The sequence below is a fragment of the Bacillus sp. LM 4-2 genome, assembly GCF_000978495.1.
Lineage (GTDB): Bacteria > Bacillota > Bacilli > Bacillales > Bacillaceae > Bacillus > Bacillus subtilis.
The window spans coordinates 1631986-1648406 of the sequence record NZ_CP011101.1 but is presented as its reverse complement, the minus strand read 5'-3'; the positions used below and the strand labels follow the sequence as shown (position 1 = coordinate 1648406).

At 44.4% G+C, this 16421-nt stretch carries 17 protein-coding genes; 1 reads left to right on the top strand and 16 read right to left on the bottom strand.

The window, feature by feature from the left end; all coding sequences use genetic code 11:
- Window positions 1-3: 3 nt before the first annotated feature.
- The 5 genes from bslm_RS08365 to bslm_RS08345 form a co-directional block, all read right to left on the bottom strand.
- Window positions 4-390: a YlqD family protein gene (locus tag bslm_RS08365; protein ID WP_014476793.1), complete on the bottom strand. Its 387-nt coding sequence runs from the start codon at window positions 388-390 to the stop codon at window positions 4-6.
- Window positions 391-511: 121 nt separating this feature from the next.
- On the bottom strand, window positions 512-757 hold the full coding sequence (locus bslm_RS08360) for a KH domain-containing protein (protein ID WP_014476792.1): 246 nt from the start codon (window positions 755-757) through the stop codon (window positions 512-514).
- Complete coding sequence (gene rpsP, locus bslm_RS08355) at window positions 757-1029, bottom strand: 30S ribosomal protein S16 (protein WP_003220815.1); 273 nt, start codon at window positions 1027-1029, stop codon at window positions 757-759. Before rpsP ends, bslm_RS08360 begins: the two co-directional genes overlap by 1 nt.
- 105 nt (window positions 1030-1134) lie before the next feature.
- Window positions 1135-2475 (bottom strand): signal recognition particle protein, encoded by a 1341-nt coding sequence (gene ffh / locus bslm_RS08350; protein ID WP_014479771.1) that lies wholly within the window; start codon window positions 2473-2475, stop codon window positions 1135-1137.
- A gap of 13 nt (window positions 2476-2488) precedes the next feature.
- Window positions 2489-2821: a putative DNA-binding protein gene (locus bslm_RS08345; RefSeq protein WP_003238590.1), complete on the bottom strand. Its 333-nt coding sequence runs from the start codon at window positions 2819-2821 to the stop codon at window positions 2489-2491.
- Between the two features lie 177 nt (window positions 2822-2998).
- Here bslm_RS08345 and bslm_RS08340 point away from each other — a divergent pair, with 177 nt between their 5' ends.
- Window positions 2999-3481: an Ig-like domain-containing protein gene (locus bslm_RS08340; RefSeq protein WP_046381018.1), complete on the top strand. Its 483-nt coding sequence runs from the start codon at window positions 2999-3001 to the stop codon at window positions 3479-3481.
- Between the two features lie 35 nt (window positions 3482-3516).
- Here the strand turns inward: bslm_RS08340 and ftsY are convergent, their stop codons facing one another.
- The 11 genes from ftsY to sdaAB form a co-directional block, all read right to left on the bottom strand.
- Window positions 3517-4506: a signal recognition particle-docking protein FtsY gene (gene ftsY, locus bslm_RS08335; protein WP_003232026.1), complete on the bottom strand. Its 990-nt coding sequence runs from the start codon at window positions 4504-4506 to the stop codon at window positions 3517-3519.
- Window positions 4507-4525: 19 nt separating this feature from the next.
- Complete coding sequence (gene smc, locus bslm_RS08330; protein ID WP_046381017.1) at window positions 4526-8086, bottom strand: chromosome segregation protein SMC; 3561 nt, start codon at window positions 8084-8086, stop codon at window positions 4526-4528.
- A gap of 100 nt (window positions 8087-8186) precedes the next feature.
- A complete protein-coding gene (gene rncS / locus bslm_RS08325; RefSeq protein WP_003232030.1) occupies window positions 8187-8936 on the bottom strand; it encodes a ribonuclease III in 750 nt (249 codons plus the stop codon).
- Window positions 8937-9075: 139 nt separating this feature from the next.
- A complete protein-coding gene (acpP, locus tag bslm_RS08320; RefSeq protein ID WP_003154310.1) occupies window positions 9076-9309 on the bottom strand; it encodes an acyl carrier protein in 234 nt (77 codons plus the stop codon).
- 83 nt (window positions 9310-9392) lie between these two features.
- Complete coding sequence (gene fabG, locus bslm_RS08315) at window positions 9393-10133, bottom strand: 3-oxoacyl-[acyl-carrier-protein] reductase (protein ID WP_046381016.1); 741 nt, start codon at window positions 10131-10133, stop codon at window positions 9393-9395.
- Window positions 10126-11079 carry an ACP S-malonyltransferase gene (gene fabD / locus bslm_RS08310; protein WP_046160398.1) on the bottom strand — a complete coding sequence of 318 codons (954 nt, stop codon included), beginning with the start codon at window positions 11077-11079 and terminating at the stop codon, window positions 10126-10128. Before fabD ends, fabG begins: the two co-directional genes overlap by 8 nt.
- Before the next feature lie 18 nt (window positions 11080-11097).
- Window positions 11098-12099, bottom strand: coding sequence for a phosphate acyltransferase PlsX (gene plsX, locus bslm_RS08305; RefSeq protein WP_003232041.1), 1002 nt, complete (start codon window positions 12097-12099; stop codon window positions 11098-11100).
- A 13-nt stretch (window positions 12100-12112) separates the two neighbouring features.
- Entirely contained in the window at window positions 12113-12679 is a 567-nt protein-coding gene (fapR, locus tag bslm_RS08300; protein WP_003232044.1) for a transcription factor FapR, read from the bottom strand.
- Window positions 12680-12787: 108 nt separating this feature from the next.
- Window positions 12788-14836, bottom strand: a complete 2049-nt coding sequence (recG, locus tag bslm_RS08295; RefSeq protein WP_014479767.1) for an ATP-dependent DNA helicase RecG — start codon at window positions 14834-14836, stop codon at window positions 12788-12790.
- Window positions 14814-15716, bottom strand: a complete 903-nt coding sequence (gene sdaAA, locus bslm_RS08290) for an L-serine ammonia-lyase, iron-sulfur-dependent, subunit alpha (protein WP_003232049.1) — start codon at window positions 15714-15716, stop codon at window positions 14814-14816. The genes recG and sdaAA overlap by 23 nt, the downstream gene beginning before the upstream one ends.
- Before the next feature lie 25 nt (window positions 15717-15741).
- Window positions 15742-16404 (bottom strand): L-serine ammonia-lyase, iron-sulfur-dependent subunit beta, encoded by a 663-nt coding sequence (gene sdaAB / locus bslm_RS08285; RefSeq protein ID WP_003232050.1) that lies wholly within the window; start codon window positions 16402-16404, stop codon window positions 15742-15744.
- Window positions 16405-16421 lie beyond the last annotated feature (17 nt).

The window sequence follows — 16421 nt, the reverse complement described above, 5'->3', positions numbered from 1 at the left end:
TGATCACCTCTGGCGAATTTCAATTACTTTTCCGTCTTTTATGACGATGGTGTTCGCTGCTGTTTTCTCATGCCAGTCATCCCCGGCTTCAATCGTCAGCAGCGCATCGACTTCCTTTTCTTTCAACTCACTGCCAAGCGGCAATGTATGTACTTGAGCAATTTGAAAATCGATGATTTTTATATCATCTTTTCGCTTTTCTATTGCCTTTTTAAATTGTTCAATCATATCAGGGTTTTGCTGTTCTTTCTCATGTTTTCTAAGCTGAAAATAGAGCTGGCTGCATTCTCGTTCAAGCATTTGTTTCTTCTCGGCAAAAGAAGCTAAAAGCTTTTCTTTACTGCGCTCGGTTAAGACTTGCATAACGGCTACACGGTGAATAATTTGCATCGCACCAAGCTCCCCGCTTTTAAAACTTTTTCTCGCCAAGGCTTTTCTATTTTGCCTAAGCTTCTATCAGTTTACCCTTTTTTTGCGTGTAAAAAAAGGGGAGGTGCCGGCCCTCTCCCTTTTAGTCAAATATTTCAAATTGAACTTTCTTAGAAGACTGTGCGCCAGCTGCAAATACAGCTGTTCGAATCGCTTTTGCAGTCCGGCCTTGCTTTCCGATAACTTTACCGGTATCTGACTTATGGACAGATAAGCGCAGCGCAATCTTTTGATCGGTTTCTTCTCTTATGACGCGAATGTCATCTGGATGATCAACAAGCGGCGTCACAATGTGGACAATCAAATCTTCCAAGTGTTGATCAGTCATTACTTGCCTTGTTTAGCGTTGTGGAATTTTTCCATGATTCCTTGGCTAGAGAACAAGTTGCGAACTGTATCAGATGGTTTCGCTCCAGTTTGAAGCCATTTAAGAGCAAGCTCTTCGTCAATTTTTACTTCCGCTGGTTTTGCAACCGGGTTGTAAGTTCCGACTGTTTCGATGAAACGGCCGTCACGTGGTGAACGAGAATCTGCTACAACAATACGATAGAAAGGAGATTTTTTTGCTCCCATACGTTTTAAACGAATTTTTACTGCCATTTTACTAGCACCTCCGAAAATATTTCAACAAGATAGTATATTAACAATGATAAAAGTGTTTGTAAAGTGTTTTTTCTTAACAACGGTTTTATCATGTATAACCGATTACATAAAAGGTAGCTTAAACCCTTTTTTCTTGCCTTTTGACATGTTTGTCATCTGCTTCATCATTTTTTTCATTTCATCAAACTGCTTAAGCAGACGGTTGACTTCCTGTACGGATGTCCCGCTTCCTTTTGCAATCCGCTTCCGCCGGCTGGCATTGATAATATCCGGCTGTTCTTTTTCAAGAACAGTCATTGATTTGATGATTGCTTCCACATGATTCAGCTGTTTTTCATCAACTTGGATGTTTTTCAGACCTTTCATTTTACCTGCACCCGGCATCATTTGCAGAAGCTCATCAAGCGGCCCCATGTTTCTGACTTGCCCGAGCTGCTCCAGAAAATCGTCCAATGTGAAGCTCATCGTTCTCATTTTTTGTTCCAGCTCTTTGGCTTTGTCTTCATCGACGCTCGCCTGTGCTTTTTCAATCAATGTCAGCACGTCGCCCATGCCGAGAATCCTTGATGCCATGCGTTCAGGATGGAACGGCTCTAACGCATCAAGCTTTTCGCCCAAACCTGCGAACTTAATTGGCGTGTTTGTGACAGCGCGAATAGAAAGCGCAGCTCCGCCGCGTGTGTCTCCATCCAGCTTAGTTAACACAACACCGGTTAAACCGAGCTGTTCATTAAAGCTTTTGGCAACATTCACAGCGTCCTGACCGGTCATTGAATCGACAACCAGGAAAATTTCTTCCGGATTCGCGATTTCTTTGACGTTGGTCAGTTCATCCATCAGTTCATGGTCGATATGCAAGCGCCCTGCCGTATCCAAAATGACATAGTCATAATGTTCTTCCTTGGCTTTCTCAATAGCCTGTTTAGCTATTTCTACAGGACTGACCTGATCGCCAAGAGAGAAAACAGGCATATCAAGCTGTTTGCCGAGTGTTTCCAGCTGCTTAATTGCGGCTGGGCGGTAAATATCGGCAGCAACCAGCATCGGTTTGCGATTATGCTTTTTGCGCAGCAGATTCGCAAGCTTACCGCTTGTTGTCGTTTTACCGGCACCTTGGAGACCGACCATCATAATAACAGTCGGCGGCCTTTTTGCGACGGCGATTTTGCTCTCTTCGCCGCCCATCAGCTCAGTCAGTTCCTCTTGAACAACTTTAATGACCTGCTGGCCGGGCGTCAGACTTTTCATGACGTCTTGGCCTACAGCGCGTTCACTTACTTTTTTGACAAAATCTTTGACTACTTTAAAGTTAACGTCAGCCTCAAGCAGCGCAAGGCGAACCTCACGCATCATATCTTTTACATCTTGTTCGCTGACTTTCCCTTTTCCGCGGATTTTAGAAATCGTCTGCTGCAGTCGGTCGGCTAATCCTTCAAATGCCATAGTTTGCCGCCTCCTAATCTAATTTCTCAAGCGCTTCAATCAGAGCTGTAATTTCTTCCTCTTCTTTTGAACCGGAAGCAAGCTCCTTCAGCTTATTAAACATCTCTTTACGCTCCTGAAACTTTTTCAAAAGGAGCAGCTTTTCTTCATATTGTTCAAGCATTGCTTCTGTTCGTTTGATGTTATCATAAACAGCTTGTCTTGAAACCTCATATTCTTCGGCTATTTCGCCTAGGGAGAAATCGTCCAAATAATAAAGCGACATATAGCTCTTCTGTTTTGACGTCAACAACGACTGATAAAAATCAAACAGATAATTCATTCTCGTTGTCTTTTCGAGTGACATTTGAGCTCTCCCCTTTGTTAAGTCAAATCCCTTTACGATAACTTAGTTTACACGGTTTTATTGACACTGTCAAGTTTTTATCTTGTCAAAGCGGTGATTAACTTTTTCCAAAATACGCTAAATATCATCCAATTTATTCCGATATTGTATATGAACCCTATTTAAAGGAGGATTTTTATGAAAAAAATCGGTTTATTGTTTATGTTATGTCTGGCAGCCCTGTTTACAATAGGTTTTCCGGAGCAAGCAGACGCTGCTGAGGCACCTTATAAGGCTTCGATCACAAATATCAGCACAGATGGAGGGGTTTACGGTAAAATCAATTACGGACAAGGTCAATATTGGCGAGTCAAGTACAATATTACAGTAAGCGGCAAATTACTCGACCAAAACGGACAGCCAGTGCCAAACGCGCCCGTAAGATTTGAAGCGGACACGAAGGTCGGAAACACAACACAAACTGCTTCAGGAACCACTGATGCAAACGGAACATTTGAGGTTCCAATGTATTTGGGGCCAGCTGCTGGTTACTATACGTATTACACATCTGTTTCCGTTCATTACTATGACATCATCCCATTCAGAGTTTTTTCTGGTGAATCAAGACTGGTATCCACTGATAACAGCCTTTATCATTTCGCCTATCAAGTAAGAAGATAAAAAAGAAAAGGCCCCAAGATGTTGGGGCCTTTTTCTTAATCGTCGGCTTTTTCCACTAAATCTGAAAAGAGTCCGTACACATAGGATTCTGGATCAAATTCCTGAAGATCATCAACTTTTTCTCCTAAACCGACTAGTTTAACCGGGATGTGAAGCTCGTTGCGAATCGCAAGGACGATACCGCCTTTTGCCGTACCGTCAAGCTTCGTTAAAGCAATGCCGGTAACATTTGTTGCTTTAGAGAACTCTTTTGCCTGAGCCATTGCATTTTGGCCGGTCGTGGCATCAAGGGCAAGCAGCACCTCATGCGGAGCTTCAGGAACTTCTCTTTCGATAACACGTTTCACTTTTTCAAGCTCTTTCATGAGATTTACTTTGTTTTGGAGACGACCTGCCGTATCACAAATTAATACATCGGCATTTCTTGCTTTCGCAGCATGAACAGCATCGTAGATGACAGCCGCCGGATCGCTTCCGGCCGTCTGCTTAATGACAGGCACTCCTGTACGCTCTCCCCACACTTCCAGCTGTTCAATGGCCCCCGCTCTAAAAGTGTCTCCGGCGGCAAGTACGACAGATTTTCCTTCTTGTTTCATTTTATGAGCAAGCTTTCCGATCGTTGTTGTTTTCCCGACGCCGTTTACACCTACCAGAAGGATTACGTTTAAACGCCCATCCTGGATGTTCAGTTCTGAAATTTGCTCATCTCCACTGTTATAAATCTCGACCAGTTTCTCAGAAATCACTGACTGGACTTCCTTTGGATCTTGAATATTTCTGCGTTTGACTTCTTTTTTCAGCTCATCTATTAATTCCATAACGGTTGTAAAACCGACATCAGCGCTGATAAGAACCTCTTCAAGCTCTTCGAAGAAATCCTCATCCACTTTACGGTAACGGGATACAAGATCATTCACTTTGTTTTGAAAGGAGTTTCTTGTTTTTTCAAGGCCGTCCTTAAACTTTTCAGATACGGAATCTGTCTGTTTTGTGATTTTCTCTTTTAATTTTTTAAAAAAGCTCATCTTTTAACCTCTTTCCTCGTTACTGAACGAATTCTTTTGTTTCTTCCAGCTTAACTGAGATTACCTTGGAAACACCGGATTCCTGCATGGTTACGCCATAAAGCACATCCGCTTCCTCCATCGTTCCTTTTCTGTGGGTAATCACAATAAACTGGGTATCACTACTGTATTTTTTTAAATACTGCGCAAACCGGAACACATTCGCTTCGTCGAGCGCAGCCTCTACTTCGTCAAGGACGCAAAACGGCACAGGACGAACCTTTAGGATTGAGAATAAGAGCGCTATAGCAGTAAGCGCACGCTCTCCGCCTGACAGGAGGTTTAAGTTTTGCAGCTTTTTCCCCGGCGGCTGAGCGATAATCTCGACTCCTGAATGAAGCAGATCGTTAGGATCAGTGAGCCTCAGTTCAGCTCGCCCTCCTCCGAATAAGGAGCGGAAAACTTGATCAAAGTGTGAGCGGATTTGGACGAATGTGTCGTTAAAGCGTTTCGTCATTTCTTCATCCATTTCTTCAATCACTTGGAACAAGGTATTTTTCGCTTCTGTTAAATCTTCTTTTTGTTCCGACAGAAACTTGTACCGTTCGTTGACCCTCTCAAACTCATCTATGCTTCCGAGGTTCACGGTACCAAGCTCTTCAATTGCAAGTTTAATCAGCTTCACGCGCTTTCTGGCTTCCTCTGGATCAGTTTCAAGCTGATATTTCTCTTTTGCTCCCTCAAAGGACAAGCTGTATTCCTCCCGCAAGTACTGGAGTAAATTATCAAGCTCGACTTCCATTCGTCCGAGTTTGACTTCTTCGTCTTTTAAGAGCGTTGTTTTTTGTTTATACAGGCGTTTCATTTCTTTCAGCTCACGCTCATACGTATCAAGCCCATGCTGAAGCTTGATGCGCTGATCGCGCCTTAATGCAATCAGTTCGATCGTTTTCGTTTTGTCATTCAATTTATGTTTTGCTGCTTCTTCCAGCTTTTCTTCGCCGCTGGTGCTAGATGACATCTCTGACGTTAAGAAGCTTAAGTCTTCTTTTGCTTCTTTTAACGCAAGCTCTGTTTCAGTGAGCTCTTTCTTTAATCTGGCAAGGTTGTCCTCTTCCCCCTTGCAAGCCTGCTCTTTTTTGGCCGCTGCGATCTTCAGCTCAGTCAGCTCGTTGGAGAGAGACTCTTTCGTTGAGGATTGCGTTTGTTTTTGTTTTGTCAGTCTGTCTATGTCCTCTTCAAGCTGTTTCATCTTTTCAGATACGGCAGAGAGCTCTTCTTCAAGCTTGCGTTTGCGCACTTTTCTCTCTTCATCGCTTTCTGACAGAGCAGATTTTTCTTGGTCATAGAGCTCTAAATGGGTATTTATATTTTTCTCGGCAACTTGAAGTTCGTACAGCTGGCCTTTCACATCCTGCTGCTTTAACCTTAAGCCTTCCCCGGTTTCTCTTAAGTCAGCCAGTTTTTTCTCCATATCCTGAATGGATTGCTTAAGGGTTTTGACCTCTTGTTCAAGCAGTGCCGTTTTCTCTTCCATTTCAGCGAGCCGTTTCGTCACATCTTCTAGCTCCCGGCTTCTTCCAAGGAGGGAGTTATTTTTCTTTTTAACCGCGCCGCCCGTCATTGAACCACCGGGGTTCACAACATCTCCCTCAAGGGTTACGATGCGGTACCGGTGCCCGAGAAGCTTCGCAAGCTCGTTTGCACCCTTTAAGTCCTCTGTGATCAGAACGGTTCCAAGAAGATTCTGGATGACGCTTCGATACGCAGGATCAAATGTGACAAGTTCACTTGCAACCCCGAGAAATGATGAATGCCGGGCGGCTGTTTCCGCGTCACGGCTTTGAAGCTGGCGGTCTCTAATAACAGAAAGAGGCAGAAACGTCGCCCGGCCGAAGGAATTCTGCTTTAAATATTGAATCGCTTTGCGGGCAGATTGTTCATCGTCGGTCACGACGTGTTGAGCAGAAGCGCCGAGCGCTATTTCAATGGCCGTTTCATACTTCTGTTCTGTAGAAATCAGCTCAAGAACCGCTCCGCGAATTCCGCCAAGGCGCTCTTTCGCTTTCAGCACTTCTTTAACACCTTGATAAAAGCCGGAGAAATCTCCCTGCATCGTCTCAAGCATGTCCTTTTTTGATCTCGCTTGCTGAACGTATTGGTATGCCTGATACAGAGCGGATTCATTTTTTTCGTATTGGCGCTTTTTCTGCTCATATTTTGTCTGCATATCACGATATGCACCGACTTGACTGTGAATCTCCTGCTCAATTCGGGCAAATTCCGTTTCACATGCGGCTTTACGCGCTGAAATATCACGCCGTTCCTGCAGGTGCTTTTCATTGTTGTCCGCAAGTCTCTGCAATGTGACAGCGGATTGGGACATCTGGTCATCAAGAAGCTGGAGTTCGTTGCGTATCGAAGCCTGGCTGTTTAACAGCTCAAAATAATCGCTTTTCAGCTGCTCGATTTTCTCTTCGACATTTTCATTGTGAAGACTGAGAGCCTGCTGTTTTTCTTTTACTTGCGCCCTTAACTGCTTCACCTCAGCCTGAAGCGTTTCGAAGACAGCTTCCTGCTTCGAAAGCTCTTCTTTCAGAACCGTTTCTTTTTGCTGAAACTGAACGATGGCTTCCTCAAGCTGTTCTTGGTTTTGCACAGCGTTTTTCTTTCGTTCTTTCAGGACTTCTTTACGGCCTTCAAGCTTTTCCAGCTCTTCACTAGTTACCAGTAAAACTTGCTGGAGCTCATCTACTGACTCATCAAGCGCTTGTATTTTGTCCCTTGTATCCTCAATCTTTGCTTCTTTCGCAGAAATAGCAGACGATTCAGCAAGCTCTTCTTCTTTTGCCATCTGCACTTTCTCTTTAAGAGTCGACCATTTACCATGCAGCTCTTCGATATCATAGGCAGTCAGCGCAATTTCAACATGCTCCAGCTCTTTCTTTTTCTCAAGGTAGTCTTTCGCTATTGAAGCTTGAATTTTAAGAGGTTCAACCTGTCCTTCAAGCTCATGTAATATATCTTCTACCCGATTTAGATTGTCCTGTGTCTCAAACAGTTTATTTTCTGCTTTTTTCTTTCTCGTTTTATATTTAAGCACCCCGGCCGCTTCTTCAAAGATACTGCGGCGATCCTCCGCTTTGCTGCTCAGGATCTCTTCCACTTTCCCTTGGCTGATAATAGAAAATGCTTCTTTACCAAGGCCAGAGTCCATAAATAAATCAATAATATCCTTCAAGCGGCACGGCTGATTGTTAATCAGAAACTCACTCTCACCTGATCTGTACACACGTCTTGTGACACTCACCTCGTGGAAGTCAATTGGCAAGAAATGATCATCATTATCAAGAGTAAGCGTAACTTCAGCTAGATTTAATCGCTTTCTTGAGTCACTCCCGGCAAAAATGATGTCTTCCATTTTTCCGCCGCGAAGAGAGCGTGCCGATTGTTCGCCGAGAACCCAGCGAATGGCATCCGTGATGTTGCTTTTTCCGCTTCCGTTCGGCCCGACAACTGCTGTCACGCCTTTAACGAAGTCTACGGAAATCCGTTCTGCAAATGATTTAAATCCTATAACGTCTAAACGTTTGAGGAACATAGCGATCCTCCTTATGTAATAAGTATTTCAATTCTATCATAAACATTGGTGAAATAAGACGGCATACATACTGAAATCCCCCTGAGTCATAAGGGGGATTTTATTGTTTCGTATGGTGTTTTTGCAATTTAGCTAAAGCTTCCTGAGCAGCGTGCTGTTCGGCTTCTTTCTTTGAACGGCCGTTTCCGACTCCGAGTGGTTCACCTTTTAGAGATACGATGGCTTCAAATTCACGGTTGTGCGCAGGTCCTTTTTCGTTGGAGATTTTATACTCCAGAGAGCCTTTGCCGTCCCGCTGCACGTATTCCTGCAGCTGGCTTTTGAAATCCATCACATGAGAAAAAGCACCATCGTTAATTTTAGGGAACACATAAACTTTTAAGAAACTTTCGACCGGCTCTAATCCTTGGTCAAGGTACAAGGCTCCGATAAATGCCTCAAAAACATCCGCCAATAGAGCAGGACGCTTTCTTCCGCCTGTCATTTCCTCGCCTTTACCCAACAGGACAAGATCGCCGAATGACAGCTCGTGAGCCAATGAAACGAGAGACGGTTCGCAAACAATTGCGGCTCTCAATTTCGTCAAATCTCCTTCACTCATAGCCGGGTATTTGGCAAATAAGAATCTGGAGATCGTCAGTTCCAAAACAGCGTCACCTAAAAATTCAAGCCTTTCATTATCTTCATACGGCTTTTTCCGATGCTCATTCACATAAGATGAATGTGTAAATGCTTGATACAAAAGCTTTTCATTTTGAAAGTGAACCGAAATCCGTTCTTGAAACTCTTTAAATTGTTCTACTTTTTTATAGAACTTTTTTTTATCTTTATAATGTGAGTGTTTTGACATAGTAACCTCCATAGGCACATCAGGTTCACCGCGCTTCTCTGACTAAACCGGATACAGCGCGCGTAAAAGCGGCATGCTGTAATAACTGCACGAATAAAGGGCTAAAGCCCCGCGTTTCGGCGGGACTTTTAGCATCAGCTTATTGCTGGTTTTGTATGTAGTTCACAGCGTCGCCGACTGTTGCAATCTTTTCAGCATCTTCGTCAGAAATCTCCATATCAAACTCGTCTTCAAGTTCCATAACAAGCTCAACTACATCTAGGGAATCAGCACCTAAGTCTTCCTTGAAAGAAGCTTCAAGTTTGACGTCTGCTTCATCAACGCCAAGGCGATCTACGATGATTTTCGTTACACGCTCTAATGTGTCTGCCATAGCAATTCACCTCCCCTCAAGTATTATAGTGGATTCGTTTTTAAAAAACTAGAGAAACTATGATGAAATTTTCGAGAAAAAACTTACATCACCATTCCGCCGTCAATATGAAGCGTTTGGCCTGTCATATAACGAGCTCCCTCTGAAGCTAGGAACGTGACAACACTGCTGACATCGCTAGGATCACCAAAGCGCGCGAGCGGAATTTGTTTCAGCATTTCGTCTTGAACGTCTTTTGCAAGTTTATCTGTCATATCAGTTGAGATAAATCCTGGCGCTATTGCGTTTACCGTAATATTTCGGCTGGCGAGCTCTTTAGCAGAAGACTTGGTTAAACCGATGACGCCGGCTTTTGCAGCCACATAGTTGGCTTGTCCAGGGTTTCCGCTGACGCCGACGATAGACGATACGTTAATAATGCGGCCTGAACGCTGTTTCATCATTTGTCTTGTAACAGCTTTCGTGCAGTTGAAAACACCCTTCAGGTTAATGTTAATAACGTCATCCCATTCGTCTTCTTTCATTCTCATGATGAGATTGTCTCTTGTAATCCCGGCATTATTAACCAGAATGTCAATCGTAGAAAAAACTGATAGCGTTTCTTTTATCATGTTTTGTACATCTTCGGGATTTGATACATCCGCTTTGACAGCAATTGCGTTTCTGCCCATAGATTTGATTTCATCAACCACTTCATTTGCTTTCGCTTCATTGCCGGAGTAGTTCACGACAACATTGACGCCGCTTTTTGCCAGATCAAGGGCGATTGAGCGGCCGATTCCGCGGGATGCGCCAGTGACAATAGCCGTTTTATCATTAAGCATTATCATTCTCCTCCTTAAGCGTTTGAATTGCCAGCTCGATCGTTTCCGGATCTGATACAGCAATTGTTTTTAACCGTCTATTTACTTTTTTCACAAGGCCTGAAAGCACTTTTCCGGGACCGATTTCAATAAAAGTCGTAACACCCTCTGCGATCAGCTTGTTAATGCTTTCCTCAAAACGAACCGGAGAGTAAAGCTGCTCAATAAGTTTTTCTTTGACATCTGCTTTTTCAGTCATCACGTCAGCAGAAACATTTGAGATGACCGGAACGTCAGCGTCTTTTATGTCACAGGCGTCCAATACCTCTTTCAGCTTTTCAGCAGCCGGTTTCATCAGTTCAGAATGGAACGGACCGCTTACTTCAAGCGGAATTGCGCGTTTTGCGCCGTTCTCTTTTGCCAGTTCAGATGCAAGCTCAACCCCTTTAGCTGTTCCGGAAATGACGATTTGGCCAGGACAGTTGAGATTCGCAAGCTGTACAAGGTTGCCTTCCTCTGTGACTTTATCGGTTACTCGCTTTAATGCTTCAGCATCCATGCCGAGAATCGCAGCCATTGCTCCTTCGCCAGCCGGCACCGCTTCATTCATAAACTCTCCGCGCTTTCTGACGGTATAAACAGCATCTTTGAAAGACAGAGCGCCAGCCGCAACCAGTGCAGAATATTCACCAAGGCTGTGTCCTGCTGTGAAATCAGGTGTAATGCCAGATTCTTTAAATTTCTCAAGAACAGCGATGCTTGTCGTAAGCAAAGCAGGCTGCGCATTGTATGTAAGTGTTAATTCTTCAGCATCCCCCTCAAAAATAAGCGAGCTGAGTTTTGTTTCCAACGTTTCATCGGCTTCATCAAACAGACGCTTTGCAGCAGGCACCTGTTCATAAAGCTCTTTTCCCATGCCGATAAATTGTGATCCCTGACCCGGGAATAAAAATGCAATCTTACTCATGATGTAAAAACCTCCAGACTACTCATCTGTTTTTTCTTCTTTCACTTCTTCCTGAATGAGCGCAGCCACATTTTGGCTGACCATCTCTCTTGCTTGCCGAATCGCATGGAATACAGCATTTGAATCTGAAGAGCCGTGCGCCTTGATCACAGGCGCTTTTAAGCCAAAAAGACTTGCTCCGCCATAATTCGAATACTCCATTTTCATTTTCATTTCTTTCAATTTTGGCTTCAGCACAGCTGCTGCAAGCTTGGATGTCAAAGTAGACGTCATTACGTCTCTCATCATTTTAAAAATAGACAACGCAGAGCCTTCCAGCGTTTTGAGTGTAACATTCCCGGTAAAGCCGTCTGTTACTACAACGTCCGCCACATCATCTAAAAGGTCTCGCGCTTCCACGTTTCCGATAAAATTGATGTTTGCTGTTTCTTTTAAAATTTGAAACGTCTGCTTCGTCAGTTCGTTTCCTTTTTTATCTTCTGTTCCGACATTTAAAAGTCCGACTCTCGGTGAAGTGACACCGCGCACTTGCTGAGAATAAACAGAACCCATGATGGCATATTGAACGAGGTGCTCCGGTTTGGCATCGACATTGGCGCCGACATCAAGGAGAAGAAATCCGTCTCCCGAAACAGTCGGAAGTGTCGGGGCAAGCGCCGGACGGTCAATTCCTTTAATTCTTCCGACAATAAAGAGACCGGCTGTCATTAATGCACCGGTATTTCCTGCTGAAATGCAGGCGTCAGCTCTGTTTTCCGCAACCTCCTGCGCCATAAGAACCATAGATGAGTTCTTTTTTCTTCGCACGGCACGGACAGGTTCATCCGTAGGCTCAATCACTTCATCTGCGTGCAGCACCGTGATGCGATCTGATGTAGTTGTTAAATGTGATTCTATCGTTGTTTTGTCACCGACAAGTGTGATATGGAGATCATCAAATGCCTCTATACCTTTTATAACTCCGTCAATAACAGCTTTGGGAGCGTGGTCTCCTCCCATTGCATCTACAGCTATTCTCATGCATGCTCCACCTTTATGAATGTTTTGAACGATACATGTCAAAGCGTCCAGAAAAAACAATTTCTTCGCCAACGTAGCTGTTCACTTCGACAACCGTTCTTCCTTTTTCTTTTTCGACAGCCGTCACTTTCGCTTTTGCTACGACACGTTCACCCTGCTTTACCTGTCTTGTAAAGCGGATGTCTGCACTTGCAGTCAGCGCCAGCTCGTCATCAATGACTGCAACTGCCAAAGAATTCGCCTGTGCAAATAAATGGTGTCCTCTCGCAATCTGATTCCGGCTGAACACGTGCTCCTGTTTTATTTCTAAAATGGATATCGCCTGATCATCCAGCTCAAGGTCAATAATTTCTCCGATAACTTCATCAAGTGACAGAGACTTCACTTCGTCCTCAAGTGTTTTCTCTGCCACGTTCTTAATTCTTTCTCTCAGTTCAGGTATGGAAAGCTCTAAGCGGTCCAAACGTATCGTCTGGATGCTCACCCCGAATTTACCCGCTAATTCTTCATCTGTAATAAAGGGGGTTGCTTGAATCGTCTGCTGAAGTAATTCCTGGCGTTCTCTCTTATTTCTTCTCATATCTAAACACCATCCGGACAATTAAGACTAGGTACTAATAGTAGTATATAATTTCATAGATTGGAATGCAACGATTGTTTCTGGCTGAACACCAAAAACTTCTGATACTCAGCTTAATTTTTCCCCGTCCATTACTCCGCTCTTCAGCAATTCATCTCTTAACACAGCGTATTCCGGCTCCTTCCAGAACGCGTCAGAAGCCACAAGATTCGCAGCATCCTGCCTTGCCGTTTCAAGCGCTCTGTAATCATGAACCATGTCCGCCACTTTAAATTCCGGCATTCCGCTTTGTTTTTTCCCGAAGAAATCACCGGGACCTCTCAGTTCCAGATCCTTTTCAGACAGCTCGAAACCGTCATTGGTCTCCGACATGATCCTCATCCGTTCTTTCCCTGTTTCTGATTTTGGATCAGCCATCAGAATACAGAAAGATTGATGCTCACCCCGTCCAACACGGCCGCGCAGCTGGTGAAGCTGTGATAGTCCGAAACGGTCGGCGTCATAAATCACCATAATTGTTGCATTCGGAACATTCACGCCAACCTCCACAACAGTGGTTGATACGAGAATTTGACAGTGATTTGCGCTGAATTCTCTCATGACCTGGTCTTTTTCATCGGAATGCAGCTTTCCATGCATAAGGCCGACATTCCATTTTCCCCGAAAAATATCAGAAAGCATATTGTACACGTCAATGGCGTTTTGCACATCAAGCTTGTCTGATTCTTCAATCAGCGGACAGATGATATAAGCCTGCCTGCCTTGCTTTAATTCTTTTTCGACAAATGCCAATATACGATCCAGCATGTCATGTTTTACCCAATAGGTTTCGATTCTCTTTCGTCCAGCCGGCATCTCATCGATGACAGATACATCCATTTCACCGAACACTGTGATCGCTAACGTTCTTGGGATTGGAGTGGCTGTCATAAAGAGAACATCGGGATCCTGCCCTTTGTTCCGAAGCTTTTTGCGCTGCTCAACTCCAAATCTGTGCTGTTCATCAGTAATAACGAGACTCAGCGCCTTAAACTCCACCTCGTCTTGGATTAAAGCGTGGGTTCCTACAAGAATATCAATCTCACCCGCCGCAAGACGCTCAAGCAGTTCTTTTCGCCGCTTCCCTTTAACAGAGCTTGTCAAAAGAGCAACGCTGACGTCCCATTTTTCAAATAGCGAAACGAGCGAATCAGCATGCTGCTCGGCCAGAATTTCTGTCGGCACCATGAGCGCTCCTTGGTATCCGGATAGGATCGCGGCATACAGTGCAATGGCGGCGACTGCCGTTTTTCCTGATCCAACGTCCCCTTGAAGAAGACGGTTCATTCTGTATGGAGAAGACATGTCTGCTGTTATTTCGCGAAGAACGCGTGACTGGGCGTTTGTGAGGGGAAACGGGAGGCTTTTGATAAATCTCATGAGTTCTTCGTTTGAAAAACGCTGCCGTATCCCTTGTGTCTGCTCTCTTTCCGCCTTTCGGAACGCCTGCATTTTCAACTGAAACAACAAAAATTCTTCATAAACAAACCGCCGTCTGGCAAGCTTTAATGCTTCCCTTGTTTCAGGCTGGTGCATTGCTTTTAACGCTTGATAATAGTCAGGCAGTTTATAGCTTTTTCTTAGCTTTTCCGGAAGAGGATCAGGAAGTGAGTCTGCATATTGGGTCAGCGCCTGCTGAATAAACCGCCTCATCATTTTGACGGTAACATTTTCTTTCACAGAATACACTGGTTCAATGCTTTTGTCTTCTTGATGCGGCCCGTTTTTCAACTCCTGAACAGAGATGGTTTGGCGGTGCTTGTCCCATTTACCTGAAACCGTCACCACAGAGCCGAGCGAAAGCTGCTTCTTCAAATAAGGCCGGTTAAAACATACGGCTGTAATTAAATAGTGGCCGACCAGAAGCCTGAATGTCAGCCTGTTTCGTTTTTTTCCGTAATAGGTAAGAGAAGGCTCTGAATGAACCTTCCCTTCAACTGTGACTCTTTCATCATGCTTTACTTCTTCTAAATCCCTCAGCTCGTAGTCATCATAGCGATAAGGGAAATAATTCAGAAGATCAGAAATGTCATAAATACCGAGTTCGTGTAATGTTTTTTCTGTTTCCGGCCCAATACCCTTAATGTTAGCTATACTAGTTTGCTGATGTTGTTTCACGTGAACCTAGCGCTCCTCCGAAAATTTTTTTCTCTAATTCTCTTCCTGTCGGTGTTGCCGCTAAACCGCCCTGGCCTGTTTCTCTAAGTGCAGTTGGCATCGTTTGGCCTATTTTATACATGGCATCGATAACCTCATCACATGGAATACGGCTTGTAATGCCCGCCAATGCCATATCAGCGGCAATCATTGCATTTGACGCGCCCATCGCATTCCGTTTCACGCAAGGCACCTCAACAAGCCCTGCAACAGGGTCGCACACGAGGCCTAGCATATTTTTTAATGTAATGGCCATGGCTTCCGCGCTTTGTTCGGGTGTTCCTCCTGCCATTTCAACAATGGCCGCAGCCGCCATGCCTGAAGCTGATCCAACCTCTGCCTGACATCCTCCGGCGGCGCCGGAAATGCTTGCGTTATTAGCCACGACAAATCCGAAAGCCCCGGCCGTAAACAAAAAGCGGATCATTTGTTCTCTTGTTGGATTCAGCTTTTCTTTTACAGCAAATAACGTACCGGGCACCACACCGGCAGAACCTGCAGTCGGTGTCGCACAGATGGTTCCCATTGCTGCATTTACTTCATTTGTTGCAACGGCTTTCGATACAGCATCTAAAATCAGCGGGCCAGACAGGCTTTTTCCTGATCGAATATAGGCCTGCAATTTAACGGCATCTCCGCCTGTTAAGCCCGTTTGGCTCGTAACTCCCTCGAGTCCTTTCTGAACCGCCGCTTCCATAACAGACAGGTTATGATCCATCTGCTGAAAAATGTCCTCTTTTGTTTTTTCTGTTACTTCCATCTCTTGAGCTATCATCACATCAGAGATCAATATTTGTTTTTCTTTAGTAATCTCAATTAATTCTTTTACATTACGAAACATAACTGGCTCCTCCTGACCCTTTTCGCTAGTCAGCAATCTTTGTCACTTGAATAATATTCGGCAGTTTCGACAGCTCGTCGAGAATGTGGTCGTCAATATTTTGGTCGACCTCTATTGTCATCAGCGCAAGCTGGCCGATATCTTTCCGGGCTACTTCCATATGTCCTACGTTGATTGAAAATTTCGCCAGAACATTGGCAACACCGGCAATTGTGCCAAACTTGTCATTATGAACAACTAATATGGCCGGATGATTTCCTGACAGCCGGAGCTCAAAACCATTCAATTCTGTGATTTCAATCTTTCCTCCGCCAATCGAAATACCCGTCAGTTCCAGCTCACCCTTTTCATCAGAAATGGTGATTTTTGCTGTGTTCGGATGGACCGGGACTGCGTCTTCTACCCGAAACTCTATATCAATTCCTTTAGCTTCTGCAATTTGTATAGCGGTTTTAATCCGTTCATCGAATGTATCAAAATCAAGCAATCCGCCGATAATCGCGACATCTGTGCCGTGGCCCTTATACGTTTCCGCAAACGAGCCGTAAAAAGATACAATGATGCGCTCAGGCTCTCTGCCAAATAAACTTCTGGCCACTCTCCCGATTCTAGCAGCTCCCGCTGTATGAGAGCTGGACGGACCGATCATAACCGGGCCGATAATATCAAAAACGCTTCTGTATTTCATGCTATTCCTCCTTATGA

What these genes read in the sequence shown, in the direction of transcription:
- bslm_RS08365 (WP_014476793.1), bottom strand. Translation starts at nt 390, where the DNA reads ATGCAAATTATTCACCGTGTAGCCGTTATGCAAGTCTTAACCGAGCGC.
- bslm_RS08360 (WP_014476792.1), bottom strand. Translation starts at nt 757, where the DNA reads ATGACTGATCAACACTTGGAAGATTTGATTGTCCACATTGTGACGCCG.
- rpsP (WP_003220815.1), bottom strand. Translation starts at nt 1,029, where the DNA reads ATGGCAGTAAAAATTCGTTTAAAACGTATGGGAGCAAAAAAATCTCCT.
- ffh (WP_014479771.1), bottom strand. Translation starts at nt 2,475, where the DNA reads ATGGCATTTGAAGGATTAGCCGACCGACTGCAGCAGACGATTTCTAAA.
- bslm_RS08345 (WP_003238590.1), bottom strand. Translation starts at nt 2,821, where the DNA reads ATGTCACTCGAAAAGACAACGAGAATGAATTATCTGTTTGATTTTTAT.
- bslm_RS08340 (WP_046381018.1), top strand. Translation starts at nt 2,999, where the DNA reads ATGAAAAAAATCGGTTTATTGTTTATGTTATGTCTGGCAGCCCTGTTT.
- ftsY (WP_003232026.1), bottom strand. Translation starts at nt 4,506, where the DNA reads ATGAGCTTTTTTAAAAAATTAAAAGAGAAAATCACAAAACAGACAGAT.
- smc (WP_046381017.1), bottom strand. Translation starts at nt 8,086, where the DNA reads ATGTTCCTCAAACGTTTAGACGTTATAGGATTTAAATCATTTGCAGAA.
- rncS (WP_003232030.1), bottom strand. Translation starts at nt 8,936, where the DNA reads ATGTCAAAACACTCACATTATAAAGATAAAAAAAAGTTCTATAAAAAA.
- acpP (WP_003154310.1), bottom strand. Translation starts at nt 9,309, where the DNA reads ATGGCAGACACATTAGAGCGTGTAACGAAAATCATCGTAGATCGCCTT.
- fabG (WP_046381016.1), bottom strand. Translation starts at nt 10,133, where the DNA reads ATGCTTAATGATAAAACGGCTATTGTCACTGGCGCATCCCGCGGAATC.
- fabD (WP_046160398.1), bottom strand. Translation starts at nt 11,079, where the DNA reads ATGAGTAAGATTGCATTTTTATTCCCGGGTCAGGGATCACAATTTATC.
- plsX (WP_003232041.1), bottom strand. Translation starts at nt 12,099, where the DNA reads ATGAGAATAGCTGTAGATGCAATGGGAGGAGACCACGCTCCCAAAGCT.
- fapR (WP_003232044.1), bottom strand. Translation starts at nt 12,679, where the DNA reads ATGAGAAGAAATAAGAGAGAACGCCAGGAATTACTTCAGCAGACGATT.
- sdaAA (WP_003232049.1), bottom strand. Translation starts at nt 15,716, where the DNA reads ATGTTTCGTAATGTAAAAGAATTAATTGAGATTACTAAAGAAAAACAA.
- sdaAB (WP_003232050.1), bottom strand. Translation starts at nt 16,404, where the DNA reads ATGAAATACAGAAGCGTTTTTGATATTATCGGCCCGGTTATGATCGGT.